Source organism: Saccharothrix syringae (assembly GCF_009498035.1).
Classification (GTDB): domain Bacteria; phylum Actinomycetota; class Actinomycetes; order Mycobacteriales; family Pseudonocardiaceae; genus Actinosynnema; species Actinosynnema syringae.
Map to the genome: position 1 here is coordinate 8991851 of NZ_CP034550.1, position 24992 is coordinate 9016842.

Below are 24992 nucleotides of genomic sequence, written 5' to 3' on the forward strand. Positions count from 1 at the left end.
TTCGCTGCGATAGTGCGAGTGCCGCCCACGTCAGGTGGCGAGGGCGAAGTCGTACCACGACTCCTCGGCGCGCCGGTCCGCGACCACCGCGCGGCCGCCGCGCCGCACCAGCCGGACCTCGCCGGAGACGTGGTGCTGGGTGGTGGTGATGAAGGCGTCCAGGGCCTGCTTGAGCGGCGAGGACCACAGGCCCGCGCGGACCAGCTCGGCCCAGCGCCGGTCGACCTGCCGCTTGAAGGCCGCGAGATCACCCGCGAGGGTGACCTCCTCCAGCGCCCGGTGGGCGGTGACCAGCGCGTCCCCGCCCACCCGGCGGTCGAGTTCCCGCAGGGCCTGCCAGGCGGTGACGGTCTCCCGGTCGACGGCCACCGGCACGCCCCGGTCGAAGGTGACGACCAGTTCGTCGGCGTCCGGCGCGTCCTCGGCCGGCGGGGCGGCCGGCTGCTCGGCGGGCGCGAGGACGGTCAGGTCGGGGGCCAGGGCGGCCACGGCGGCCTCGAAGCGGGCCCGGTCGTCGCCGCCGCGGTCGTGGGCGACGGTGCGCGCGCCGCGGCGCCGGGCGGTGTCGACGAGGTGCCGGGCGACCAGTGGCGCGGCCAGCGCCGAGCGGTCCGCGCCGAGGGCGTTCGCCTGGAGCGCGGGCAGGCAGTAGCCGGCGGCGAACTCCTCGCGCGCGTCGACGGCGACCACCTCCACCGCGCCCGGGACCGGGCGCGCGCGACCGCCCAGGTCCAGCACGACCGCGACCACCTCGGCGCCGGTCTCGGCGGCGAACCGACCGGGGTCGACGGGCCCGCCGGTGCACGCGAGCACTACCGGCTCAGCCATGGTCCTGCCCCGCCTGGCCCTGCCCCGACGCCAGGGCCAGCACGCGCGCGGCCAGGTCCGCCCCGGTGAGCGGTTCCCGGGCCACCGCCAGGATGGTGTCGTCGCCGGCGATGGTGCCGACGATGTCCTGCAGCGCCGCCCGGTCCAGCGCGCTGGCCAGGAACTGGGCCGCGCCGGGCGGGGTGCGCAGGACGGCGAGGTTGCCGGAGTGGTCCACCGACACCAGCAGCTCGCCGAGCAGGCGCACCAGGCGCGTGGTGCCGCCCTGCACGCCGCGCACGGGGCTGCCGTCCTCGGGGATGACGTACACCGGCGCACCGCCGTCGGGACCGCGCAGCTTCACCGCGCCCAGCTCGTCGAGGTCGCGCGACAGCGTGGCCTGGGTGACCTCGATGCCCTCCACCGCGAGCGTCTTGGCCAGCTCGGACTGGCTGCGGATGGCGCGCTGGGAGATCAGCTCGACGATGCGGGCCTGCCGCGCGGTCCTGGTCACCTCGACCGCTCCAGCAACCAGACCAGCAGCGCCTTCTGGGCGTGCAGGCGGTTCTCCGCCTCGTCCCACACGGCGCTGTCCGGGCCGTCGAGCACCTCGTCGGTGATCTCCCAGCCGCGGTGCGCGGGCAGGCAGTGCAGCACCGTGGTCCGCACGCCGGTGGCCGCGACCAGCGCCGCGTTGACCTGGTAGGGCCGGAACGGGCCGACGCGGTCGCGGCCGTCGTTCTCCTGGCCCATCGAGGTCCAGGTGTCGGTGACCAGCACGTCCGCGCCGTCCACGGCCGCGCGCGGGTCGCGGACCAGCTCGACGGTCCCGCCGGTCTCGGCGGCGCGCTTGGCGGCGTCCTCCAGCACCCACGGCTGCGGTGCGAAGTGCTCGGGGGCGGCGATGCGGACGTTCATGCCCGCGGTGACGCCGCCGAGCAGGAGGGAGTGCGCCATGTTGTTCGCGCCGTCGCCCAGGTAGGTGACGGTGAGGCCGGCCAGCGCCCCGTGCCGCAGCCGGATGGTCTGCAGGTCGGCCAGCACCTGGCAGGGGTGGAACTCGTCGGTCAGCGCGTTGATCACCGGGACGCGGGACACCGAGGCCATCGCCTCGATGCGCTTCTGGGCGAACGTCCGCCACACCACCGCGTCGACGTAGCCGGACAGGATGCGGGAGGTGTCCTCGATGGTCTCCTCCCGGCCCAGCTGCATGGACCGGCCGTCGATGATCACCGGGTGGCCGCCGAGCTGGGTGATGCCGATCTCGAACGACAGCCGGGTGCGGGTGGAGTTCTTCTCGAAGATCACCGCCACCGACTTGGGCCCGGCCAGCGGCTTGGCGGTGAGCCGGTCGCCCTTGAAGGTGTCGGCCAGGTCCAGGACCTCGGCCTGCTCCTCGGGCGACAGGTCGTCGTCGCGCAGGAAGTGCCGCACCACGTCAGGACTCCAACCAGTCGGGGAGCCCGGCGACCACGCGCTGGGCGTCGGCCTCGTCGAGCACCAGGGGCGGGGCCAGCCGGATCACGTCGGGCTGGATGGGGTTGATCAAGAAACCGGCCTGCTGCGCGGCCGCCGCGGCCTTCGCCGAGACCGCCTCGCGCAGCGTGATGCCGAGCAGCAGGCCGGCGCCCCGCACACCGGAGATGAGCGGGTGGTCCAAGCGCTCGACGCCCGCGGCGATCTCCTTGCCGACCGCGGCGGTGTGCTCCAGCAGGCCGTCCGCGGCGATGGTGTCGAGCACGGCGAGCGCAGCGGCGCAGCACACCGGGTTGCCGCCGAAGGTGGTGCCGTGGTGGCCGGGCTCGAACAGGTCCTTGGCCGGGCCGAAGGCGATGCACGCGCCCAGCGGCAGGCCGCCGCCCAGGCCCTTGGCCAGGGTGATCACGTCCGGCGCGACGCCGACCTGGTGGAACGCGAACCAGGTGCCCAGCCGGCCGACGCCGGTCTGCACCTCGTCGAGCACCAGCAGGGCGCCGTGGTCGGCGGTGATCCGGCGCGCGGCCTCCAGGTAGCCCTCCGGGGGCACGACCACGCCGTTCTCGCCCTGGATGGGCTCCACGACGAACGCGGCGGTCTCGTCGTCGATCGCCGCTTCCAGCGCGGCCACGTCGCCGTACGGGACGTGCACGACGCCGGGCACCAGCGGCTCGAACGGGATCCGCTTGGCGGGCTGGCCGGTCAGCGCCAGCGCGCCCATGGTGCGGCCGTGGAAGCCGCCCTCGGTGGCGACGACCTTCGTGCGGCCGGTGCGGCGGCTGATCTTGAGCGCGGCCTCGTTGGCCTCGGCGCCGGAGTTGCAGAACAGCACCCGGCCGTCGCCGTCCACGCCGGCCAGGTCCAGCAGCCGCTCGGCCAGCGCGAGCGCCGGCTCGTTGATGTAGAGGTTGGAGGTGTGGGCGAGCTTGCCGATCTGCTCGGTCACCGCGGCCACCACGGCCGGGTGGGCGTGGCCCAGGGCGTTGACCGCTATCCCGGTGACCAGGTCGAGGTAGCGGTTTCCGTCGGCGTCCCAGACGTGCGCGCCCTCGCCGCGGACGAGCTTGAGGCCGGGCGTGCCGTAGTTGTTCATCATCGCGGCCTGCCACCGCTGCGCGTCGCTCATGCCCCTGCCCCAGTCCGGTCGGCGGGCTCGCCCGCGGTGACCATCGTTCCGACACCTTCGGAGGTGAAGACCTCCAGCAACACCGAGTGGGCCAGCCGCCCGTCGATCACGTGCGCCTCGGGGACGCCGCCGCGCACCGCGCGCAGGCATGCCTCCATCTTGGGCACCATGCCGCTGTCCAGCTCCGGCAGCAGCTTCTCCAGCTGCTCGGCGCCGATCCGGCGCAGCAGCGAGCCGCGGTCCGGCCAGTCCGCGTACAGGCCCTCCACGTCGGTGAGGACCACCAGCTTCTCCGCGCCCAGCGCCACGGCCACCGCGCCCGCCGCGGTGTCGGCGTTGACGTTGTGCACCACGCCGTCCACGTCGGGCGCGACGGTGGAGATCACCGGGATGCGGCCCGCGCGGACGATGTCGAGCACCGCGTCCGGGTTGACGCCCACGATGTCGCCGACCAGGCCGATGTCGACCGGTTCGCCGTCCACCACGGCCGGGCGGCGGGCGGCGGTGAGCAGGTTGGCGTCCTCGCCGGACAGGCCGACCGCGAGCGGGCCGTGCTCGTTGACCAGGCCGACCAGCTCGCGCTGCACCTGGCCGACCAGGACCATGCGCACCACGTCCATCGCCTCGGGCGTGGTGACGCGCAGGCCGCCGCGGAACTCGGTCTCGATGCCCAGCCGCTTGAGCATGGCCGCGATCTGCGGCCCGCCGCCGTGCACCACGACCGGGTGCAGGCCGGCGAGCTTGAGGAACACCACGTCCTGCGCGAACGCGCGCTTGAGCGCGTCGTCCACCATGGCGTTGCCGCCGTACTTGACGACCACGACCTTGTCCCGGAAGCGCTGCAGCCACGGCAGCGCCTCGATCAGGATCTCCGCTTTGGCACCGGGGGTCGTCATGAGCTGTACGCGCTGTTCTCTTCGACGTAGGCGTGCGACAGGTCGGTGGTGAGCACGGTGGCCGCGCCGTCGCCGAGGTTGAGGTCGACCACGATGTCCACGTCGCGGCCGGACAGGTCGGCCGCGGACCGGTCGGCGGCCTTGTGGCCGTCGGCGAACAGGGTGACGCCGTTGATGGCGATGCCGAGCCGGTGCTGGTCGACGGTCGCCGGCGCGCGGCCCACGGCCATGGCGATGCGGCCCCAGTTCGGGTCGGAGCCGAACAGCGCGGTCTTGACCAGGTTGTCCTCGGCGACGGTCTTGGCGACCACGACCGCCTCGGCCTCGCTGAGCGCGCCGTTGACGGTGATCGAGACCTCCTTGGTGACGCCCTCGGCGTCGCCCTGGAGCTGCTTGACCAGGTCCTGCGCCACCGCGTGGAGCACGGACTCGAACTCCTCGGGCGCCGGTGCGACGCCCGAGGCGCCGGAGGCCAGCACCAGCACGGTGTCGTTGGTGGACGTGCCGCCGTCGACGTCGAGCCGGTCGTAGGTGCGGGCGGTGACCCGGCGCAGGGCCGCGTCCAGCGCGTCGCCGTCGACCACCGCGTCGGTGGTGATGACGCTGAGCATGGTGGCCATGTTCGGCGAGAGCATGCCCGCGCCCTTGACGAACCCGCCGACCGACCAGCCGCCCGGGTGTTCCTGCCACACCTGCTTGGGCCGGGTGTCGGTGGTCATCACGGCGGTGGCGGCGTCCAGGCCCGCCCGGTCGGTGCCGGCCAGCTCCTGGGCGGCCTTGTCCACGCCGGCCAGGACGTTGTCCATGGGCAGGCGCTCGCCGATCAGGCCGGTGGAGCACACCGCCACCTCGATCGCGCCGACGCCCAGCACCTCGGCGACCCTCTCCGCGGTGGCGTGGGTGTCCTGGAAGCCCTCGGGGCCGGTGCAGGCGTTCGCGCCGCCGGAGTTGAGCACCACGGCGCGCAGCCTGCGCTCCTTGAGCACCTGCTGGGACCACAGCACGGGCGCGGCCTTGACCTGGTTGGTGGTGAACACGCCCGCGGCGGCCTGACCCGGGCCCTCGTTGACGACCAGCGCCAGGTCCGGCGCGCCGGAGTCCTTGATGCCGGCGGCGATCCCGGCGGCCTTGAAGCCCTTGGGGCCGGTTACGCCCTTGTTGCGGTTCACGGTGCGACTCCCACGGAGGACAGGCCGGTGGTCTCCGGCAGGCCGAGTGCCAGGTTCATGCACTGCACCGCGGCGCCCGCGGTGCCCTTCGCCAGGTTGTCGATCGCCGCGACCGCGACCAGCCGGTCCAGGTCGCGGTCGACGGTGACCTGGAGCTGGACGGCGTTCGAGCCGAGCACCGCGCCCGTGGTCGGCCAGTGGCCCACCGGCAGCAGGTGCACGAACGGCTCGTCGGCGTAGGCCCGCTCGTAGGCGGCGCGGACCTGCTCGTCGGAGGTGGTCCCGGAGGCGAGCGGGGCCGAGCAGGTGGCCAGGATGCCGCGCGGCAGCGGCGCCAGCACGGGCGTGAAGGAGACCTTGACGCCGCGACCGGCCACCGCGGTCAGGTTCTGGGTGATCTCCGGGGTGTGGCGGTGGGCGCCGCCGACGCCGTAGGCGCTCAGCGAGCCCATCACCTCGGAGCCGAGCAGGTGGGGCTTGAGGGACTTGCCCGCGCCGGAGGTGCCGGAGACGGCGACCACGGTGACCTCGGGCTCCACCAGGCCCATCGCCGGGGCCAGGGCCAGCGAGGAGACGGTCGGGTAGCAGCCGGGGACGGCGACGCGGCGGGCGCCGCGCAGCGCGTCGCGCCCGCCGGGCAGCTCGGGCAGGCCGTAGGGCCAGCTGCCCGCGTGGGTGCCGCCGTACCAGCGCTCCCACGCCTTGGCGTCGGTGAGCCGGTGGTCGGCGCCGCAGTCGATGACGAGGGTGTCCTCGCCGAGCCGCGCGGCGATCTCGGCGGAGTGGCCGTGCGGGAGGGCGAGGAAGACGACGTCGTGCCCCGCCAGCTCCTCGGCCGTGGTCTCGGTCAGCACCCGGTCGGCCAGGGGCAGCAGGTGGGGTTGGTGGGCGAGCAGGCTGGTGCCCGCGTTGCCGCCGGCGGTCAGCGCGCCGATCTCCACCTCGGGGTGGCCGAGCAGCAGTCGGAGGACTTCGCCCCCGGCGTAGCCACTGGCGCCGGCGACCGCGATCCGCAACGTCATACGGATAAGTATGCACGTCGGTGCATCATCACTCAAATAGTTATTCGCTATCGCCGTAGCTCACCACGCGACCCGCAGCGCCTCCAACCCGTAGACGACCTGCTGGGTGCGGAAGTGCAGCTCCTGGGGAAGGACGTGCAAACCGGGGAACCTGGCCAGCAGCGCGGGGAACGCCAGCCGCATCTCCATCCGCGCCAGGGGCGCGCCCAGGCAGTGGTGCACCCCGTGGCCGAACGCGACGTGGCCGACCGGCTCGCGCGACAGGTCCAGCTCGTCCGGGTCGGCCACCAGGTCGGGGTCGCGGTTGGCGGCGGGCAGCGAGCAGACCACGAGGTCGCCCGCGCGCATGACACGACCGCCCAGCTCGACGTCGGTCAGGCACACCCGAGGCACGCCGGTGTGCACCACGGTCAGCCAGCGCAGCAGCTCCTCGACCGCGGCGTCGGGCTCCTCGCACATGCGCTCGCGGCGCGCGGGGTCCTCCAGCAGGGCGAGCACGCCAAGGCCGAGCATGTTCGCCGTGGTCTCGTGGCCCGCGAGCAGCAGCAGGTCGCCCAGGCCGACCAGCTCGTCGTCGCGCAGGTCCGACGCGACCAGCACGCCCAGCAGGTCGTCGCCGGGCTCGACCCGGGCGCGGGCCACCAGCTCGGTCAGGTAGGCGCGCGACTCCAGGGCGATGGCGACCCGCTGCTCACCGGACAGCCCCACGTCGAAGAACGTGGCGGCCCGGCGCTGGAAGTCGTCCCGGTCCGCGTAGGGCACGCCCAGCAGCTCGCAGATCACCAGCGACGGGATCGGCAGCGCGAACCCGGCCACCACGTCCGCCGGCGGGCCGCCGCGCTCCAGCTCGTCGAGCCGGTCGGCCACGATCCGGTGAATCCTCGGCTGCAGCAGGCGCATCCGGCGGCCGGTGAACTCGCCGGCCACCAGCCTGCGCAGGCGCGTGTGCTCGGGCGGGTCGAACCCCAGCAGGTTGCCCGGCCGCACCAGGGCCAGCTCCTCCTCGGACAGCGCGGGCGCGCCGGGCACGAGGTGGGGCGCGGAGTTGCCGAACCGCCGCGGGTCGCCCAGCACCTCGCGCACGTCGGCGATCCGGGTGACCAGCCACACCCGGTCGCCCTGCGGCAGGTCCACCAGCCGGGCGCCGCCGTCCCGCACCTCGGCCAGCTCCGGCGCCGGGTCGAAGCCGATCCGGCGCATGTGCAGGGGCGGTGTCGGCATGGCGACCTCCCGATGGGGTGTCTGAAAAAACGTAGTAACCCGTGGGAGTGACGCGGCAGCCTTCACCGGGGTGAGGTGGTCGACACGCAGCGTGACGAGAGCACCGGTGGCGCGCCCCGGCGGCCCGGGGCGTTCCCGCCACCCCGGCGGGCCGCCGTCAGTAGAGTCGGCACCGGATCGGCAGCGCAGGTCCAAGCGCAGGACCGAGAACCGCGGGATCGACAGCGGAGGACCCGATGAAGAAGAACATCACCTGCCCGTGCGGCGAGCGCATCGTCGGCCAGGACGAGGACGACCTCGTGGCGAAGACGCAGCAGCACCTGAAGGAGAACCACCCCGGCCACGACTACTCGCGCGACGAGATCCTGTTCATGGCCTACTGAAGCGCCCGCCCGGGCGCCCCCGACCCGGTCGGGGGCGCCGGGTCCGCCTCAGCGGCCGAAGCGCTCCAGCGCGCGGATCTTGTTCGTCGCGTCCAGCGCGGCCACCTTGTACGCCTCGGACAGCGTCGGGTAGTTGAACACCGTGTCCACCAGGTAGTCCACCGTGCCGCCGCAGGCCATCACCGCCTGCCCGACGTGCACCAGGTCGGTCGCCCCGGTGCCGAACAGGTGCACGCCCAGCAGCTTGCGGTCCACCGTCGACACCAGCAGCTTGAGCATCCCGTAGGCGTCGCCCACGATCGAGCCGCGCGCCAGCTCCCGGTACCGCGCCAGCCCCACCTCGTAGGGCACCGCCGACGAGGTCAGCTCGGCCTCGGTGGCACCGCAGTAGGAGATCTCCGGGATGGTGTAGATGCCGATCGGCTGGAGCGCCGACAGCTCGCGCGCCGCCTCGCCGAACGCGTGGTACGCCGCGAGCCTGCCCTGGTCCATCGACGTGGCCGCCAGCGCCGGGAAGCCGATCACGTCGCCCACCGCGTAGATGTGCCCCACCGCGGTGCGGTAGTGCTCGTCCACCTGGAGCCGCCCGCGCGGGTCGGCCTCCAGGCCCGCGTTGGCCAGCTCCAGCGCCTCGGTGTTGCCCTGCCGGCCCGCCGAGTACATCACCGCGGCCGCCGGGATGCGCTTGCCGCTCGCCAGCGTGGTCACCGTGCCCTTGTCGGAGACGTCGACGTTGACCACCTTCTCGCCGAACCGGAAGGTCACCGCCAGGTCGCGCAGGTGGAACTTCAGCGACTCCACGATCTCCGGGTCGCAGAAGTCGAGCATCCGCTCCCGCTGCTCCACCACGGTCACCCTGGTGCCCAGCGCGGCGAACATCGAGGCGTACTCGATGCCGATCACCCCCGCGCCGACCACCACCAGCGACGACGGGATCTCGTCGAGCGAGAGCACCTCGTCGGAGTCGAGCACCCGCGCCTCGTCGAAGTCCACCTGGTCCGGCCGCGCGGGCCGGGTGCCGACCGCGATGACGATCTTCTCGGCGGTCACCGCGTGGTGCTCGCCCCGCTGCGCGCCGTCGACGGCGACGGTGTGCGGGTCGACGAACCGGGCCGTGCCGGTGAGCAGGTCCACCTGGTTGCGGTGCAGCTGCGCGCGCACGACCTCGACCTCGCGGCCGATCACGTGCCGGGTGCGGGCCAGCAGGTCGGAGATGGTGATGTCCTGCTTGACGCGGTAGCTGGCGCCGTACAGCTCGCGCTGGCTCATGCCCGTCAGGTACATGACGGCTTCCCGCAGCGTCTTCGACGGGATGGTGCCGGTGTTCAGGCACACGCCGCCGACCATGTCCGTCCGGTCCACGATCGCGACCCGCTTGCCGAGCTTCGCGCCCGCGATGGCCGCCTTCTGCCCGCCCGGGCCGGACCCGATCACGACCAGGTCGTAGTCGTACTCGCTCATGCCGGGAAGCCTCGCACAGCCGGCGGCACCGCGGGTGCCCACCGCGAGCGGCCGGCGCGGCGTCACCCGAACAACGACCTCGCCCCGCCCGCCGGCTTCCGGGCGGTCAGCAGGGGCTGGAAGAACCCCGTCTCCCCCGGCTCGTGCCAGGCGACGTCCACCAGCCCGACCCCGGCGGCGAACCCGGCGAGCCGGTCGCGGCCCAGCGCCCAGTAGGTCGTGCGGTCGACCCGCGTCTCCCACGCCCCGCCCCGCTCGGCGACCCGGAACAGCTCCAGGTCGTAGTGCTCGCCGTCGTCGTGCCAGTGCCACAGCTGGAACGTCACCACCCGGCCCGCCGGCGTGTCCGAGCCGTGCGGCGGGGTGCCCGGCGGCCGGGTCGCGCGGATCTCGTCGTACGGGCGCGTGCTCACCACCAGCAGCCCGCCGGGCACCAGCACGCGGTGCATCTCGGCCAGCGCGGCGCGCACGTCCGCGGCGGTGAGCAGGTGCGGCAGCGCGTTGTCGGCGCAGACGACGACCTCGACGGACGCCGCGGGCAGCGGCAGCGCGCGCATGTCGGCCGCCGCGACCGGCAGCCGCAGGTCGCGGGCCCGCGCCTCGCGCCGCGCGCGGGCGGCCGCGGTCGGGCTGAGGTCGGTGGCCACCACGCGGTGGCCCAGCGCGGCCAGGCCCACGGCCTGCGTGCCGATGCCGCACGCGCAGTCCAGCACCGACCGCGCGCCCGGCCCCAGGGCGCGCCCGACCAGCGCGTCCAGGGCGTCGGCCTGGCGGTGCGCCGAGGCGTGCCAGTCCGCGTAGAGCAGGTGGTAGTCGACCGCGAGCCGGTCGTAGAAGCCCCGCGCCGTCACCGCGTCAGCCCCGGGCGGCGCGACCCGAGTAGGTCAGCGGGAACACCGAGTCCTTGCACGCGGCGGGCACGTCGTGGGCGATCTGCACGACCATCCGCACGTCCACCGCGCCGGCGGGCGGGATCACCACCGGCTCGGCCATCGGCGCCACGGTCAGCACCCCGGTCGGGCAGTCCGGCACCCGGTTGTGCGCCTCGTCCAGCGGCTGCCCCGGCACGGCCTGGAGGGTGAGCACCACGATGTCCACGGCGTTGGGGTTGGACAGCCGCACCAGCCGCACGCCCTCGCTGCCCGGCGTCAGCTCCACCGGCGCGCCGGAGATGTCGCTGATCTCGAACGGCTGGAGGTCGGCCACGCCCGCCTCGGCGTTGCTCACGGAGTAGGCCATCGCCGGCAGCTCGGGCTCGGGCCAGGTCAGGTGCATCGCGGCGACGACGGCGGCACCGACAGCGAGGATCGTCGAGGCGACGGCGATCTCCATCCGCGGACCCAAGCTGCGCATGAGGCAACCTCACTAGGATTGCTCTTCCAGGCGGTGGGTTCGCCGCTAGCTCCCCGTCGGACCGGCGACCAGACTCGCCCGGCGGTTCATCGCTTCGCCCCTCGGCCCAGCGGGCCGCGAAGCCAATCTTGGAGAACGTTCAACCTCTGCGCAAGGACCAGGCCGGCCCGGAAAAACAGGTCCTTGGACCCCTTGACATCCCACTCTGCGTAGCCTGACCTGCGCGTTCCCCGCGCTCCGGTGACCGGGACATCACCCGGGCGGAGCAGTCCCGGACCCGCAGCGGTGCGGGTCCGGGTCACCCGGGTCAGCCTCTGAGCACGGCGCCGAAGCGCTCGGCCGCGGCGGCCACGGCCGCGTCGCGGGCCGCCGTCGCCTCCTCCACGGTCAGCGTGCGGTCCGGCGCGCGGAAGCGCAGCGAGTACGCCAGCGACCGCTTGCCCTCGCCCACCTGGTCACCGGTGTAGACGTCGAACAGCCGGATGTCCTCCAGCAGCTCGCCGCCACCGGCGCGCAGCACCCGCTCCACCCGCGCGGCGGGCACGTCCGCGCCCACCACCACGGCCACGTCCAGCAGCACCGGCGGGTACGCCGACACGACCGGCGCGGGCCGGTGGTCGGTCAGCGGCAGCGCGTCCAGGTCCAGCTCCAGCGCCGCGGTCCGCTTGGGCAGGCCCAGCGCCTCGACCACCTTCGGGTGCAGCTCGCCCGCGTGGCCCACCGGCCAGTCGCCGACCCGCAGCTCCGCGCACCGGCCGGGGTGCCACGGCGCCAGGTCGGACGCGACGGCGGTCAGCTCCACGCCGTACGCCCGGCCGACCAGCCGCGCGGCCTCCACCGCGTCGGCCCAGTCCGCGGGCCGGCCCTTGCCCCACCAGCCCGGCTGCTCGCGGTGGCCCGTCAGCACGGCCGCCACGTGCACCGGCTGCTGCGGCAGCGCCGCCTCCAGCGAGGCCAGCTCCTCGGCCGACGGCCGCGCGCCGATCCCCAGGTCGGGCACCGGCACCGGCTGGGCGCGCGGCAGCGTCACCTGCGCGACGGTGTAGACCGCGAGGTCCCGGTGGCCGCGGGCCAGGTTGCGCTGCACGGTCTCCAGCAGCCCCGGCACCAGCGTGGTGGCCAGCGCGTGCTTGTCCGCCTCCAGCGGGTTGAGCACGCTCACGGTGTTGCGCCGCACGTCGCCCTCGGGCAGGCCCAGCGCGTCGAACACCGCGGGCGCCACGAACGGGAACGGCTTGACCTCGACGAACCCGTGCTCGGCCAGCGCGCGCGAGACGGTGCGGCGGCGGCGCTGCCGCTCGGTCAGGCCGCGGCCGGCGGGCGCGGGCGGCAGGATCGACGGGATCGTGTCGTAGCCCTCCAGCCGCAGCACCTCCTCGACCAGGTCCGCGGGCTGGGTGAGGTCCGCGCGCCAGGTCGGCGGCACCGCGGTGACCAGGGTCGAGCCGTCGTCACCGGTGCCGACCTCCACCTGGCAGCCGATCTGGCCCAGCCGCCGGGCGGTCACGCCGCGCGCGTAGTTCACCCCGGCGACCCGGTCGGGCAGGTTGATCGGCATGGTGACCGGCCGCGGCTGCGCGGGCGTGCCCACGTCCGTGCGGCCGGGCCGGATGGTGCCGTCGGCGAACATGTCCAGCAGCCGGGCCGCGCGCTCCAGCGCCACCGGCGCCAGCGCCGGGTCGACGGTGCGCTCGAACCGCTTCGCCGCCTCGCTGGGCAGCTTGTGGCGGCGCACCGTGCGGGCGATGGACGCCGGGTCCCAGTTGGCCGCCTCCAGCAGGATGTCCGAGCTGGTGTCGCGGACCTCGGTGCTCGCGCCGCCCATGACGCCGGCCAGCGAGATCACGCCGCTGTCGTCGGCGATCACCACGTCGTCCGGGTCGAGCGCGCGGACCTGGTCGTCCAGCGTGGTCAGCTTCTCGCCGGCCGCCGCGCGCCGCACCACCAGGCCGCCGCGCACGGACGCGCCGTCGAAGGCGTGCAGCGGCTGGCCCAGCTCCAGCATCACGTAGTTGGTGACGTCCACCGGCAGCGAGATCGACCGGATGCCCGCCAGCATCAGGCGGCGGCGCATCCACCACGGGGTGGGCGCGGTCGGGTCGACCCCGGTCACCCGGCGGGCCACGAACCGCGAGCACGCGGTCGGGTCCTCGATGGCGACCGGCAGCTCCTCGACCTCGGTCTCCGGCACCTCGGCCAGGCCCGGGTCGCGGAAGGGCACGTCGAACGCGCAGGCCAGCTCGCGGGCCAGGCCGCGCACGGAGAACGCGTAGCCGCGGTCCGGCGTCGGGGCGACCTCGATCACCGTGTCGCCCAGGCCCAGCAGCTCGACCGCGTCGTCACCGGGCTGCGCGGTGCCGCTGGGCAGCACCATGATCCCGGCGTGGTCGTCGCTCAGGCCCACCTCGCGGGCCGAGCAGATCATGCCGTTGCTGACCCGGCCGTAGGTCTTGCGGGCGGCGATGGCGAAGCCGCCGGGCAGCACCGCGCCGGGCAGCGCCACCACGACGGTGTCGCCCTCGCGGAAGTTCCGCGCGCCGCAGACGATGCCGCTGACCTCGCCGGGGCCGACCTCCACCTGGCAGTAGCGGATCGGCTTCTTGAACTCGGTCAGCTCCTCGATCTCCACCACGCGGCCCGCGACCAGCGGACCGGTGACGCCGTTGAGCCGGTGGACGTCCTCGACCTCGATGCCGATCCGCACGAACGCCTCGGCCAGCTGCTCGGGCGTCGGGGTCTCGGCGAACTCCAGGTTCTCGACCAGCCAGGTAACCGGGATACGCACCGGTCATGCCTCCGTTCCGAAGGGCTGGGTGAAGCGGACATCGCCCTCGACCATGTCCCGCATGTCGGGCAGGCCGTTGCGGAACTGCAGGGTGCGCTCCAGGCCCATGCCGAACGCGAAACCGGAGTGGGTGTCCGGGTCGATGCCGCAGTTGCGCAGCACGTTCGGGTTGACCATGCCGCAGCCGCCCCACTCGACCCAGCCCGCGCCGCCCTTCTTCTCCGGGAACCACACGTCCACCTCGGCGGACGGCTCGGTGAAGGGGAAGAAGCTCGGGCGCAGGCGGGTGCGCGAGTCCTCGCCGAACATGGCGCGGGCGAACGCGTCGAGCGTGCCCTTCAGGTGCGCCATGGTCAGGCCCTTGTCCACGGCCAGGCCCTCGACCTGGTGGAAGACCGGGGTGTGGGTGGCGTCCAGCTCGTCGGTGCGGAAGGTCCGGCCGGGGCAGACGACGTAGACGGGCAGCTCGCGGTCGAGCAGCGAGCGCGCCTGCACCGGGCTGGTGTGCGTGCGCAGGACCAGGCCGGAGTCGGCGGGCGCCACGTAGAAGGTGTCCTGCATGGTCCGCGCCGGGTGGTCCTTGCCGAAGTTCAGCGCGTCGAAGTTGAACCACTCGGCCTCGACCTCGGGGCCCTCGGCGACCTCCCAGCCCATGGCGACGAACACGTCGGAGATGCGCTCGGCCAGCGTGGTCATGGGGTGGCGCGCACCGCGCGGGACGACGTCCCGCGGCAGCGTGACGTCGACCGCCTCCTCGCGCAGGACCCGCTCGTCGCGCTCGGCCTGCAGCCGCGCGCGGCGCTCCTCGAACGCCTGCCTGACCGCCTGCTGGGCCTGGTTGACCCGCTTGCCCGCCTCGGCCTTGGCGGCGGGCGGCAGCGCGCCGATCTCCCGGCGCGCCAGCAGCACCGGCGAGCGGTCGCCCAGGTGGCTCGGCTTGACGGCGGCCAGCTCGTCGAGGTCGGCCGCCTTGGCGAACGCCCCCCGAGCCTGCTCGACCGCCGCGTCCAGCGCTTCCGGGGAGAGCGCCGCGACCTGCTTCGGGTCGTACGGGTCGTTGGCTCCGGACATGGTTGGTGGACAGCTCCCGTCAGGGACAACAAGTGGACAGCGGGTCGATCCTAGGTGATCGGGCCACACCCCCCGCGACCGGCGCCGCACGCCGTGGCGCCCGGGGACCCGCGGGGCGGGTGACCCGGACGTTTCCCCGATGTGGTGAAACCCGCGCGGTGCGCCGGGGCAACGGGGGTCGTGGCGAGCGCCGGGCGGCCGGGTGTACCGGCTCGTGCCGTTGTCGGCGCCGCGGCGGTCGGGTGGGGGCGATCCGGTGGACCCGGGCGGGCGGAGCCCCCGGGGGCGCGGTGGCCCGGTGGAGCCCGAGGGCTCCCCCACCGGGGCGGCCCGGCCCCCGGTCACCGCCCCCGCCCCGCCGGCCCGCCGTTGCGCCCCGACCACGGATCGCGGCCGGGGCGCGCCGAAAATCGTCGGTGGGCCGTGGCACCCTGTCGGGCGTGCGGGGAACCGGCGGGCAGAACAGCCGAAAACCGGGTCACAAGCCGCCGAAACGTACCTAGAATCGTCGTCCCACGTGACCTGACCCGAGGTGGCTCCACTCCATGGCACACACCTTCGGTGTCGACCTGCGCGGGATCATCGACCTGCTCAGCCACCACCTCTACAGCAGCCCCCGCGTCTACACCCGGGAACTGCTGCAGAACGCGGTGGACGCCATCACCGCCCGCCGCGCGCTCCAGCCGGACGCGCCGGGCGAGGTGGTGATCGAGCCGATCGAGTCCGCCGGCGGCACCCTCCGCATCTCCGACACCGGTGTCGGCCTCACCGAGCACGAGGTGCACGACCTGCTGTCCACGCTCGGCCGCACCTCCAAGCGCGACGACCTGGGCTTCGCCCGCCAGGGCTTCCTGGGCCAGTTCGGCGTCGGCCTGCTGTCGGCGTTCCTGGTCGCCGAGCGCATCCGGCTGACCAGCCGGTCCGCCCGCGGCGGCCCCGCCGTGCGCTGGACCGCGGACGCGGCGGGCAACTACGACGTGGAGGTCGACGACTCGGCGCGCGCCGGGGTCGGCACCACCATCGAGCTGGTGCCGCACCGCGACTCCGAGCACTGGCTGGAGAAGGACGTCGTGCGGGCCCTGGTGGCCGAGTACGGCGAGCTGCTGCCGGTGACGGTCAGGGTCGACGACGAGGTGGTCACCCGCGGCGAGCTGCCGTGGGCCCGGGACGCGCTGGCCTACGGCGAGCGCGTGCTGGGCGTGGCGCCGTTCGACGCGATCCCGGTCGACGTGCCGGCCGTGGGCCTGCGCGGCGTGGCCTACGTGCTGCCCGGCGGCGTGCACCCCGGCGCGCGGCAGTCGCACCGCGTCTACCTCAAGCGGATGCTGGTCGGCGACGCCATCGAGGGCCTGCTGCCGGAGTGGGCGTACTTCATCCGCTGCGTGGTCGACTCGACCTCGCTGCGGCCCACGGCCAGCCGCGAGTCGCTCTACCAGGACGAGACGCTGCTGGCCGTGCGCGACGAGCTGGGTCGCCAGGTCCGCGACTGGCTGGTCCGGCTCGACGCCACCGACCCGGGGCGAACCCGGGCCCTGCTCGACGCGCACCACCTGGGCATCAAGTCCCTGGCCAGGGTGGACGACGAGATGCTGCGGCTGGTCGAGCGCTGGCTGCCGTTCGAGACCACCGACGGGCCGCAGTCGCTGCGCCAGTTCCGCCGCAGGCACGGCACCATCGGCTACGTGCCGGACGTGGACGAGTTCCGGCAGCTCGCGCCGGTCGCGCACGCGCAGGGCATGGGCCTGCTCGACGCGGGCTACGCCTACGACGTGGAGATCCTGGAGCGGCTGGTCGCGCTCGACGGCCCGACCGCCGCCCGCCGGGTGGCGCCGACCGAGGTGCTGGCCGCGCTCGGCGACCCGGAACCGGAGCTGGAGCGCGACCTGCGGGCGCGCCTGGACCAGGCGCGGGAGGTGCTGGAGCGGCACGACTGCGAGGCCGTGCTGCGCGACTTCGACCCCGGCTCGCTGCCCGCGCTGCTGGTCACCAACGTGGAGGCCGAGCGCAGGCGCGACGCCCAGCAGGCCGGCGAGCAGGCCGACCCGCTGTGGGCGGAGCTGCTGGGCAGCCTGGTCGAGTCCTCGTCCGACGCCGCGCAGCGGCTCGTGCTCAACTGCCGCAACCCGCTGGTGCGCCGGATGGCCCAGCTGACCGACCCGGCGCTGGTCGAGCTGACCACCGAGTCGCTGTACGTGCACGCCCTGCTCCAGTCGCGGCGACCGATGCGCCCGAAGGACACCGCGGCGCTGAACCGCTCGTTCCTGGAGCTGCTGGACCGAGCGGTCGGGGAGGACGCGTGAACCCGGAGAACGACGCCACGAAGGACGCCGCCGAGCGCCGGTTCGTCGAGGCGTATCATATGCCCGAGGGCATGCCCAGGCACGAGGCGCTGGAGCGCGCGGCGCGGGCCGCGGACGCCGTCGACCACCTGCCGCTGGGCGTGAGCTGCCGGATCGCGCTGATCCGCTCGGCCTACGACCTGGGCCGCTACGACCTGATGCTCGCGCCGTTCGCGTGGTGCGGCACGGCCGAGCAGCGCGACCCGACCGCGTTCGACGACTGGGAGCTGCACAGCTTCGACTGGGCGCACAAGTGGATCGTGTCCGGCCTGCTGGCCGACCCCCGGTTCACCCTGGCCCAGATCGGCTCGTTCGTCGACCAGCTCGCGTCGCGCTACCAGCGGCTCGGGTACTCGATGCAGCCGGTGCACGGCGCCCGCGCCGAGCTGGCCGCGCACGTCGGCGACGACGAGGCGTACCGGGAGCACTTCGCGCGCTACCTGGCCACCGACCGGGGGCCGATGAGCGACTGCGAGGCGTGCGTGGTGGAGGAGCAGGCCGGGCACCTGATCCGGCAGGGCCGCCACGCCGAGGCCGTCGCGCACGCCGAGCACCAGTTGGCGCGCGACACCGGCTGCGCGACCCAGCCGCAGGGCATCCTGACCACGCTGACGCCCGCGTTCGTGGCGCTGGGCGAGCTGGACCGGGCCCGGGACGCGCACGTGGTCGCGCACCGGCTGGTCCGCGACGACCTCGTCGGCGGCTACCTGGACGACCACCTGGTGTTCTGCGCGACCTCCGGCAACGTGGCGCGGGGCGTGGAGCTGCTGCGCGCCCACCTGCACCGGGTGCACCACTCGACCAGCCCGTCCCGGGCCATGGACTTCGCCGCGGGCGCGGCGCTGCTGCTGAGCCGGGTGGACGGCGCCGAGGAGTTCACCGTGCCGCGGGACGGGATCACCACCCCGGTGCGCGCGGCCGAGCTGCGCGCGCAGCTGGAGGAGCTGGCGCTGGGGATCGCGGAGCGGTTCGACCGGCGCAACGGCACCGACGCGGTGAGCAGACGGGTCCGGCAGACCCTGGCCACCCCGGACACCGCGCCGGTGCCGCTGGTCGTGCCGGTCGCCGCGCCCGCGCCGCCCGAGTCCGCCGAGGAGGAACCCCCGGTGGAGGTCGCCGACCCGGTGGAGCTGGCGCGGCGGATGTGCGACGCGTTCGACCGCGGCGAGTTCACCACCGGCATGCGGCTGCTGCGGTCGCTGCCGCCGGACCTCGACCCGCTGCTGCCCGAGTCGCTGGCCGCGCTGGTCGCGGCGCGCCGGGCCATCGTCGCCGGGCACTCGCGCCCCCAGGACGAGGTGCTGGCCGAGCTGGGCGCGGCGGTCGACCGGCTGGTCGCGTGCGGCGAGCACGACCTGGCCAACCGGTACCGGGCGCGGGGCGCCTCGCTCCTCGGCGAGGAGGAGGGCGTCGCGGCGGCCCGCGCGTGCCTGGCCGAGGCGGACGCCGCCGGCACCCCGTACACCAGGGTGCTGACCAGGCTGCTGCTGGCCGACCTGCTGGCCGAGGGCGACGACGGCGAGTCCGACGAGCCGCGCGTGCTGGCCGCCGAGGCGCTGGGGCTCGCGGAGGGGGGCGCGCCGGAGCTGGTGGCGCGGGCGCGGTGCGACCTGGCCCAGCACCTGGCCACCACCGGTCGGCTCGACGAGGCGCAGGACGAGGTGACCGACGTGCTGGTCGGCGACCCGTCCGCGTCCGTGCGGTTCGACGCGCTGCGGCTGCTGCTGAAGATCCAGACCGTGCGGGGCGACGAGGCGGCGGTGGCCACGGGCGCGGAGTTCGTCGGCTCGTTCAGCTCGCCGCGCGGGCCGTGGACGGCCGAGGCGCACCGGCAGCGGGTGGCCTCGATCGAGCGGCTGGGCCTGGAGGCCGAGCACCTGGCGGAGCTGCGCGACGCGGTGGCCGCGGGCCGCGAGGTAGGCGTGCCGGACGACGTGGCCAAGGCGTGCTACGCGCTGGCGGGCGGCTACCTGAAGGCCGGTCGGTTCGTGGAGGCCGCGGAGGTGCTGGAGGAAGCGGTCCGCGTGATCGGCACCGACGAGGTCGACCCGGACGCGGTCGTGCCCGTCCACTACCGGCTGGGCCAGGTGTGCGCGCGGCTGGACGAGACCGAGTCGGCGCGGCGCCACCTGGAGACCGCGCTGGGCCTGGTGCCGCCGGACGAGCCGTGGCGGCGGGCGATGGTGCTGGACGTGCTGGCGGGCGTCCTGCGGCGGCTGGACCGCCCGCGGGAGGCGGCCTCGGCCTACCAGGGCGCGGCGGCCGGGTGGCAGGAGGTCTCGGAGTTCGCCGAGGCGGCGGGTTCCCTGGTCGAGGCGGCGGCCGCGCTGCCCGACGAGGAGGCGGCCGGGTGCGCCGCCGTGCTCGCCTCGGCCGAGGCGCTGCTGCCGCGGGTCGAGGACGTCGAGCAGCGCACCCACCTGACCGCGCGGATCGCCGCGATCCGGGCGTTCCTGCACGGCCAGTCCGGCGACCTCACCGCGGCGGTCGAGCAGAACGGCGTCGCCGAGGAGTTGGCCGCCCAGCTCGGCGACGACACCTGGCGGACGTTCCTGGTCACGCGCGGCGCGCGCTTCCTCCTCCAGGCGGGCGACCCGGCCAACGCCGAGGCCGAGGCCCGCCGCGCGGGCACCCTGATCACCGACGACACCCCGCTCCAGCTCCTCGGCGACACCGCCAACGTCCTGGAAGAGGCCCTGCGCACCCAGTCCAAACCCACCACCGGCGACCCACTCCTGCGAGCCCTGCAGTCCCGCCTGGACTCCTGACCCGCACCCACGCCCGGGCCACGCGGCCCACCCACGTGCCCCGGGCGTGTCCTCCACTCAGACACCGCGAGTCGAACGTTCAGGACCCTCGTGTCGAACGTTCGGGACCCCTGAGTTCCACGTTCGGGCCCAGCGGGACGACCCGGGCGTTCAGGCGCGTTGGGCGCGGGCCGAGGCGTAGAGGCAGACGGCGGCCGCCGTGGCGAGGTTCAGGCTCTCGGCGCTGCCGTAGATCGGGACCTTGAGGGCGGCGTCGAGGCTGTCGACGACCTCGTCGGGCAGCCCGTGCGCCTCGCTGCCGAACACCCACGCCGTGGGCGCGGCCAGGTCACCGCGCAGGTCGGCGGTCACCAGGTCCTCCGGCGCGTACCCGTCGGCGGCGACCAGGCGCAGGCCCGCGCCCCGCAGGGCGGCGAACACCCCGTCCGCGTCCCGCGCCCGCGCGATCGGCAGGTGGAACACGCTGCCCGTGGACGCGCGCACGCACTTGCCGTTGTGGGGGTCGACCGCGTCGCCGGCGAAGACCACCGCGTCGGCACCGGCCGCGTCCGCGACGCGCACCACCGTGCCCGCGTTGCCGGGGTCCGCCACGCCGTGCAGCACCGCCACCAGCCGCGGCCCGCCCGCCAGCGCCACGTCCAGCGGCACGTCCACCGACGAGCACACCGCGACCACGCCCTGCGGCGTCACCGTCTCCGACAGCACGGCGGCGGCCTTGTCGGTCACCCCGCTCACCCGCACCCCGGCGGCCGCGGCCTCCCGCACCAGCTCGGGGTTGCGGGCCCCGGCCGTGGCCGTGACGAACAGCTCGTGCACCCGGCCGCGCCCGGCGGCGGCCCAGGCCAGCGCCTCGCGCACCGCCTGCGCGCCCTCGGCGAGGAAGCGCTCCGCGCGGTCGCGACCGGAACGCCTGGTCAACCGCCGAGCGGCAACGACCCGGGGAGTCCGTTCGGTGAACGGAGCATCCCCGGGTCGTGGTGCGCGTTCGTCCGCGCTCAGACCTTGTCCTCGACCGGCGCGTTGACGTCGCTGGGCAGGGCGGCCTTGGCGGCCTCCACCAGCGCGGTGAACGCACCCGCGTCGTTGACGGCCAGCTCAGCCAGGATCTTGCGGTCCACCTCGATGCCCGCGAGGCGCAGGCCCTGGATGAAGCGGTTGTAGGTCATGCCGTTGGCACGCACGCCCGCGTTGATGCGCTGGATCCACAGCTTGCGGAAGTCACCCTTGCGGGCGCGGCGGTCCCGGTAGGCGTAGTTGAGCGAGTGGAGCACCTGCTCCTTGGCCTTGCGGTACAGCCTCGAACGCTGGCCGCGGTAGCCGCTGGCGAGCTCAAGGGTGGTACGGCGCTTCTTCTGGGCGTTCACTGCCCTTTTGACGCGTGCCACGGGTCCATCCTGTCGATCTCGTGGGGCCGGTCAGGCCCCGGGTGTTCATGGGGACGCGGGTCTCAGATACCCAGCAGCTTCTTGATGCGCGACGCGTCGTTCTTGGCGACTTCGGTCGTGCCGGAGAGACGGCGGGTGAGCTTGCTGGACTTCTTCTCCAGCAGGTGGCGCTTGCCGGCCTTCTCGCGGACCAGCTTGCCGCTGCCGGTGACCTTCACGCGCTTGGAGGTCCCGCTGTGGCTCTTGTTCTTGGGCATTAGTCGTCCTTGGTCTCGTGCAGCCACCGGGGGTAAGGGCGGCCGTGCCTGCTCCCGGGCCCAGGGGCCCGGGAGGTCACCGGCCCGAGGGCCGGGAGATCACTGTTCGACGACGTCGTCCGCCTGGGTCTCCTGCTTGACCGGGCGGGTCTTCGTCGTCTTGTGCGGGGCCAGCACCATGATCATGTTGCGGCCGTCCTGCTTCGGGTTGGACTCGACGAACCCCAGCTCCGCGACGTCCTCCGCGAGCTTCTGCAGCAGTCGGTAACCCAACTCCGGCCGGGACTGCTCACGGCCGCGGAACATGATGGTCACCTTGACCTTGTTCCCGTGCGACAGGAAGCGGGCCACGTGGCCCTTCTTCGTCTGGTAGTCGTGCGGGTCGATCTTCGGGCGGAGCTTCTGCTCCTTGATGACCGTCAGCTGCTGGTTGCGACGCGACTCACGGGCCTTCTGCGCGCTCTCGTACTTGTACTTGCCGTAGTCCATGAGCTTGCAGACCGGCGGCCGAGCCTGCGCGGCGACCTCGACGAGGTCGAGATCCGATTCCTGGGCGAGTCGGAGCGCGTCCTCGATGCGAACGATCCCGACCTGCTCGCCGTTCGGCCCGACCAGTCGAACCTCGGGCACGCGGATGCGGTCGTTGATGCGCGGCTCGGTGCTCGCGGGAGCACCTCGGTTCGAGGGACTTGTCATTCACGTCCTTTGTGACTCGTTGTGCGCCAAAGACAAGAGGCCCCACACCTGCCCGGTGTGAGGCCCGCTTCCGACCGATCGCACAACGAAGGGCGCAGTCCACCCCTCGCAGGACCGGACCCGGCCACCTGCTCGAAGCGGCAGACTCGGGTGGGAGCGGGGCTCCACTTGCCGTCCCCACACGGGTGGGGACTGGTCGCTCGAAAAATCATAGCAGACGGTCTTGTCAACCCCCGAACCGGCGAGCCCACCGGCGGGGTTGCGAGAATGGTCCCGTGACCGACCTGCCTCCGAACAACGTCCGCGAGCTGTCCGATGTTCCCAGCGTCGAGGTGATCAGCAAGGCGGCGATCATGCTGCTGTCCTCGGCCGCCGAACGGCTCGGCCTGGCCGACGAGGACCCGGCGTCGAGCCCGCACCGGGACCTCGACGAAGCCCGCCGCCTGATCACCGCCCTGGCCGGCCTGGTCACCGCGTCCGTCGAGTACCTGGGGCCGCACGCGGCGCCGCTGCGCGAGGGGCTGCAGTCGGTGCAGCGGGCCTTCCGCGAGGCTTCCGCCTACCCCGACGAGCCGGGCCAGGGCCCGGGCGAGAAGTACACCGGCCCCGTCTACTGACCCGCCGACCCGCGAGTCGAACCCCCGGACCTCGCGAGTCGAACCTCCAGGACCCCCGAGTTCCACGTTCGCGCACCGCCTGCCGGTCGCGAACGTGGAACTCGGGGGTCCTGTGCGTTCGACACGGGGGTGCCGGAGGTTCGACACGGCGGTGCCGAGCGTTCGACTCACGGTGTCGGAGTGGAGGGCTCGCGGTGCCTGAGTGGAGGACACGCGGTGTTCCAGTGGAGGACACGCGGGGGGTGGGTGGGTACTGGGGGTGGGTGGCCGAAGGGGGTGGGGGTGGTGGCCGAAGGGGGGTGGGCGAGAAGGGTGGGACGGCGCGGGAGGGGGAAATAGGGTCTGGAGTCGTTCGCGCGAACCCCTGTCCTTCCGACCCTGCTGGAAGAGAGCGGATCCATGGTTGAGTTTCGCGCGTCCTGGGCTCGGTTAGCGGGTGCCGGCGCGGCTGCGGTGGTGGCCGCGGCGCTGGTGGCGGCACCCGCGCAGGCTGCCGAAGGCGTGGTTCGGGACGCCGGTGCGCCCGACGCGGTGGCCGGTAGTTACATCGTGGTGTTGAAAGACGCCGTAGGTGTGCAGTCTTTCACCGAGAAGATTGATGCTGAGGTCACGCACCGCTACAGCGCGGCGGTCAACGGGTTCGCCGCGCGGATGGACGCGGGAGCGGCCCGGAAGCTGGCCGCGGACCCGGCGGTCGCGTACGTGGCGCAGGACCGGCGGGTGCGCCTGCTCGCGGACCAGCCGAACCCGCCGTCGTGGGGCCTGGACCGCGTCGACCAGCGCGACCTGCCGCTGAACCGCAACTACAGCTACGGCACCACGGCGGGCAACGTGCACGCCTACATCATCGACACCGGCATCCGGACCACCCACGCCGACCTGGGCGGCCGGGCCACCTTCGACGCCAACACCACCGGTGACGGCAACAACACCGACTGCAACGGCCACGGCACGCACGTCGCCGGCACCGTCGGCGGGTCCGCGCACGGCGTGGCCAAGGGCGTCCGCCTGCACGCCGTCAAGGTCCTGACCTGCGGCGGCTCCGGCACGATCGCGGGTGTCGTGGCGGGCGTGGACTGGGTGACCGCCAACGCGCAGAAGCCCGCCGTGGCCAACATGAGCCTCGGCGGCGGCGCCAACGACACCCTGGACGCGGCCGTGCGCCGCTCGATCCTGTCGGGCGTGACCTACGCCGTCGCCTCCGGCAACTCCAACGCCGACGCGTGCTCGTTCTCCCCCGCCCGGGTGGCCGAGGCCATCACGGTCAACGCCACCGACCAGGCCGACAACCGGGCGTCGTTCTCCAACTGGGGCGGCTGCACGGACCTGTTCGCGCCGGGCGTCGGCATCACCTCGGCCTGGAACACGGGCGACACCGCCACCAACACCATCAGCGGCACGTCCATGGCCAGCCCGCACGCCGCCGGTGCCGCCGCGCTGGTGCTGGCGAACAACCCCGGCGCCACCCCGCAGGTGGTCCGGGACACCCTGGTGGGCGCCGCCACCCCGAACAAGGTGGTCAACCCGGGCGCCGGCTCGCCGAACCTGCTGCTGTTCACGGGCACCGCGCCGCAGCCCCAGCCGGGCCGCGACACGCTCGTCCGCGGCGAGACGCTGCAGATCGGCCAGACCAAGGTCTCCCAGGACGGCCGCTACACGCTGGTCATGCAGGGCGACGGCAACCTGGTCCTCTACGCGGCGGGCGGCCAGGCGCTGTGGCACACCAGCACCTACGGCACGGGCGCGACCTACGCGGTGCTCCAGTACGACGGCAACTTCGTGGTCTACACCGCGGCGGGCGTGGCGAGGTGGCACACCGGCACCCACGGCACCGCGGCCGACCGGCTGATCGTGCAGAACGACTCGAACCTGGTCCTCTACGGGCCGACCGGGCAGGTGTTCTGGCACCGGCTGCAGTGAGGCCGGACCCCCGGTCCGGCGGGCGCCCATCCGGTGCGCACCCGCGGGCGGACCGGTAACCGTTGAGATCACGTCCCGCGGCGCCGGGGCCCGCCAAGCGAGCCCCGGCGTCGTGCTTGACAGAACCCGCCCGCCGTTCAGCGCAAGCGCGGCGCGTGTCCGGTCGATTGCCTTCAGTATCGATTCAGTCCTAGCGTGGCTCGACGTTCGCGCGAACTCCTTCGTCATCCGACACCGCCA

Annotated in this window: 22 protein-coding genes; 5 read left to right on the forward strand and 17 right to left on the reverse strand. The window is 73.9% G+C overall.

What is annotated here, in order from left to right:
- Positions 1-30: 30 nt before the first annotated feature.
- The 8 genes from EKG83_RS37455 to EKG83_RS37490 are packed head-to-tail and all read right to left on the reverse strand — an operon-like array spanning position 31 to position 7717.
- Complete coding sequence (locus EKG83_RS37455; protein ID WP_033435727.1) at positions 31-828, reverse strand: argininosuccinate synthase domain-containing protein; 798 nt, start codon at positions 826-828, stop codon at positions 31-33.
- A complete protein-coding gene (locus EKG83_RS37460; protein WP_033435708.1) occupies positions 821-1321 on the reverse strand; it encodes an arginine repressor in 501 nt (166 codons plus the stop codon). The genes EKG83_RS37455 and EKG83_RS37460 overlap by 8 nt, the downstream gene beginning before the upstream one ends.
- On the reverse strand, positions 1318-2244 hold the full coding sequence (gene argF, locus EKG83_RS37465) for an ornithine carbamoyltransferase (protein WP_033435709.1): 927 nt from the start codon (positions 2242-2244) through the stop codon (positions 1318-1320). Before argF ends, EKG83_RS37460 begins: the two co-directional genes overlap by 4 nt.
- A 1-nt stretch (position 2245) precedes the next feature.
- A complete protein-coding gene (locus EKG83_RS37470; protein WP_033435710.1) occupies positions 2246-3409 on the reverse strand; it encodes an acetylornithine transaminase in 1164 nt (387 codons plus the stop codon).
- Positions 3406-4305, reverse strand: coding sequence for an acetylglutamate kinase (argB, locus tag EKG83_RS37475; RefSeq protein WP_033435711.1), 900 nt, complete (start codon positions 4303-4305; stop codon positions 3406-3408). The genes EKG83_RS37470 and argB overlap by 4 nt, the downstream gene beginning before the upstream one ends.
- The gene (argJ, locus tag EKG83_RS37480) at positions 4302-5474 is read right to left on the reverse strand and encodes a bifunctional glutamate N-acetyltransferase/amino-acid acetyltransferase ArgJ (protein WP_033435712.1); all 1173 of its coding nucleotides are present in this window, start codon (positions 5472-5474) and stop codon (positions 4302-4304) included. Before argJ ends, argB begins: the two co-directional genes overlap by 4 nt.
- Positions 5471-6496 (reverse strand): N-acetyl-gamma-glutamyl-phosphate reductase, encoded by a 1026-nt coding sequence (gene argC / locus EKG83_RS37485; protein WP_033435713.1) that lies wholly within the window; start codon positions 6494-6496, stop codon positions 5471-5473. Before argC ends, argJ begins: the two co-directional genes overlap by 4 nt.
- 60 nt (positions 6497-6556) lie before the next feature.
- Complete coding sequence (locus EKG83_RS37490; RefSeq protein ID WP_033435714.1) at positions 6557-7717, reverse strand: cytochrome P450; 1161 nt, start codon at positions 7715-7717, stop codon at positions 6557-6559.
- Between the two features lie 236 nt (positions 7718-7953).
- Here EKG83_RS37490 and EKG83_RS37495 point away from each other — a divergent pair, with 236 nt between their 5' ends.
- Entirely contained in the window at positions 7954-8100 is a 147-nt protein-coding gene (locus EKG83_RS37495; protein WP_063741572.1) for a DUF1059 domain-containing protein, read from the forward strand.
- A gap of 48 nt (positions 8101-8148) precedes the next feature.
- Here the strand turns inward: EKG83_RS37495 and sthA are convergent, their stop codons facing one another.
- The 5 genes from sthA to pheS form a co-directional block, all read right to left on the reverse strand.
- A complete protein-coding gene (gene sthA, locus EKG83_RS37500) occupies positions 8149-9561 on the reverse strand; it encodes a Si-specific NAD(P)(+) transhydrogenase (RefSeq protein WP_033435728.1) in 1413 nt (470 codons plus the stop codon).
- A 62-nt stretch (positions 9562-9623) separates the two neighbouring features.
- The gene (locus tag EKG83_RS37505) at positions 9624-10412 is read right to left on the reverse strand and encodes a class I SAM-dependent methyltransferase (protein WP_033435715.1); all 789 of its coding nucleotides are present in this window, start codon (positions 10410-10412) and stop codon (positions 9624-9626) included.
- A gap of 4 nt (positions 10413-10416) precedes the next feature.
- On the reverse strand, positions 10417-10914 hold the full coding sequence (locus EKG83_RS37510; RefSeq protein WP_033435716.1) for a hypothetical protein: 498 nt from the start codon (positions 10912-10914) through the stop codon (positions 10417-10419).
- A 307-nt stretch (positions 10915-11221) separates the two neighbouring features.
- On the reverse strand, positions 11222-13699 hold the full coding sequence (gene pheT, locus EKG83_RS37515) for a phenylalanine--tRNA ligase subunit beta (protein WP_033435717.1): 2478 nt from the start codon (positions 13697-13699) through the stop codon (positions 11222-11224).
- A gap of 3 nt (positions 13700-13702) precedes the next feature.
- Complete coding sequence (pheS, locus tag EKG83_RS37520; RefSeq protein ID WP_033435718.1) at positions 13703-14770, reverse strand: phenylalanine--tRNA ligase subunit alpha; 1068 nt, start codon at positions 14768-14770, stop codon at positions 13703-13705.
- A 545-nt stretch (positions 14771-15315) separates the two neighbouring features.
- Between pheS and EKG83_RS37525 the strand changes: the two genes are divergently transcribed.
- Together EKG83_RS37525 and EKG83_RS37530 are read left to right on the forward strand one after the other, a co-directional pair.
- Entirely contained in the window at positions 15316-17070 is a 1755-nt protein-coding gene (locus tag EKG83_RS37525; RefSeq protein WP_033435719.1) for an HSP90 family protein, read from the forward strand.
- A gap of 71 nt (positions 17071-17141) precedes the next feature.
- A complete protein-coding gene (locus EKG83_RS37530; protein WP_228122360.1) occupies positions 17142-19877 on the forward strand; it encodes a tetratricopeptide repeat protein in 2736 nt (911 codons plus the stop codon).
- A gap of 150 nt (positions 19878-20027) precedes the next feature.
- Here EKG83_RS37530 and EKG83_RS37535 read toward each other — a convergent pair whose 3' ends face one another.
- The 4 genes from EKG83_RS37535 to infC all read right to left on the reverse strand — a co-directional run bounded on the left by EKG83_RS37535 (position 20028) and on the right by infC (position 22215).
- Positions 20028-20876: a TrmH family RNA methyltransferase gene (locus EKG83_RS37535; protein WP_033435721.1), complete on the reverse strand. Its 849-nt coding sequence runs from the start codon at positions 20874-20876 to the stop codon at positions 20028-20030.
- The gene (gene rplT / locus EKG83_RS37540; RefSeq protein ID WP_033435722.1) at positions 20873-21262 is read right to left on the reverse strand and encodes a 50S ribosomal protein L20; all 390 of its coding nucleotides are present in this window, start codon (positions 21260-21262) and stop codon (positions 20873-20875) included. The genes EKG83_RS37535 and rplT overlap by 4 nt, the downstream gene beginning before the upstream one ends.
- 62 nt (positions 21263-21324) lie before the next feature.
- Complete coding sequence (gene rpmI / locus EKG83_RS37545) at positions 21325-21519, reverse strand: 50S ribosomal protein L35 (RefSeq protein WP_033435723.1); 195 nt, start codon at positions 21517-21519, stop codon at positions 21325-21327.
- Between the two features lie 99 nt (positions 21520-21618).
- Entirely contained in the window at positions 21619-22215 is a 597-nt protein-coding gene (gene infC, locus EKG83_RS37550) for a translation initiation factor IF-3 (RefSeq protein WP_084717175.1), read from the reverse strand.
- 275 nt (positions 22216-22490) lie between these two features.
- Here infC and EKG83_RS37555 point away from each other — a divergent pair, with 275 nt between their 5' ends.
- Both EKG83_RS37555 and EKG83_RS37560 read left to right on the forward strand, forming a co-directional pair.
- Positions 22491-22832: a DUF1844 domain-containing protein gene (locus tag EKG83_RS37555; protein WP_033435725.1), complete on the forward strand. Its 342-nt coding sequence runs from the start codon at positions 22491-22493 to the stop codon at positions 22830-22832.
- Between the two features lie 573 nt (positions 22833-23405).
- On the forward strand, positions 23406-24752 hold the full coding sequence (locus EKG83_RS37560; protein WP_051767100.1) for a S8 family serine peptidase: 1347 nt from the start codon (positions 23406-23408) through the stop codon (positions 24750-24752).
- Positions 24753-24992: the final 240 nt, after the last annotated feature.

Coding starts and splice junctions, on each gene's coding strand:
- EKG83_RS37455 (WP_033435727.1), bottom strand. CDS start 828: ATGGCTGAGCCGGTAGTGCTCGCGTGCACCGGCGGGCCCGTCGACCCC.
- EKG83_RS37470 (WP_033435710.1), bottom strand. CDS start 3,409: ATGAGCGACGCGCAGCGGTGGCAGGCCGCGATGATGAACAACTACGGC.
- argB (WP_033435711.1), bottom strand. CDS start 4,305: ATGACGACCCCCGGTGCCAAAGCGGAGATCCTGATCGAGGCGCTGCCG.
- argC (WP_033435713.1), bottom strand. CDS start 6,496: ATGACGTTGCGGATCGCGGTCGCCGGCGCCAGTGGCTACGCCGGGGGC.
- EKG83_RS37490 (WP_033435714.1), bottom strand. CDS start 7,717: ATGCCGACACCGCCCCTGCACATGCGCCGGATCGGCTTCGACCCGGCG.
- EKG83_RS37495 (WP_063741572.1), top strand. CDS start 7,954: ATGAAGAAGAACATCACCTGCCCGTGCGGCGAGCGCATCGTCGGCCAG.
- sthA (WP_033435728.1), bottom strand. CDS start 9,561: ATGAGCGAGTACGACTACGACCTGGTCGTGATCGGGTCCGGCCCGGGC.
- EKG83_RS37510 (WP_033435716.1), bottom strand. CDS start 10,914: ATGCGCAGCTTGGGTCCGCGGATGGAGATCGCCGTCGCCTCGACGATC.
- pheS (WP_033435718.1), bottom strand. CDS start 14,770: ATGTCCGGAGCCAACGACCCGTACGACCCGAAGCAGGTCGCGGCGCTC.
- EKG83_RS37525 (WP_033435719.1), top strand. CDS start 15,316: ATGGCACACACCTTCGGTGTCGACCTGCGCGGGATCATCGACCTGCTC.
- EKG83_RS37530 (WP_228122360.1), top strand. CDS start 17,142: ATGCCCAGGCACGAGGCGCTGGAGCGCGCGGCGCGGGCCGCGGACGCC.
- rpmI (WP_033435723.1), bottom strand. CDS start 21,519: ATGCCCAAGAACAAGAGCCACAGCGGGACCTCCAAGCGCGTGAAGGTC.
- infC (WP_084717175.1), bottom strand. CDS start 22,215: ATGACAAGTCCCTCGAACCGAGGTGCTCCCGCGAGCACCGAGCCGCGC.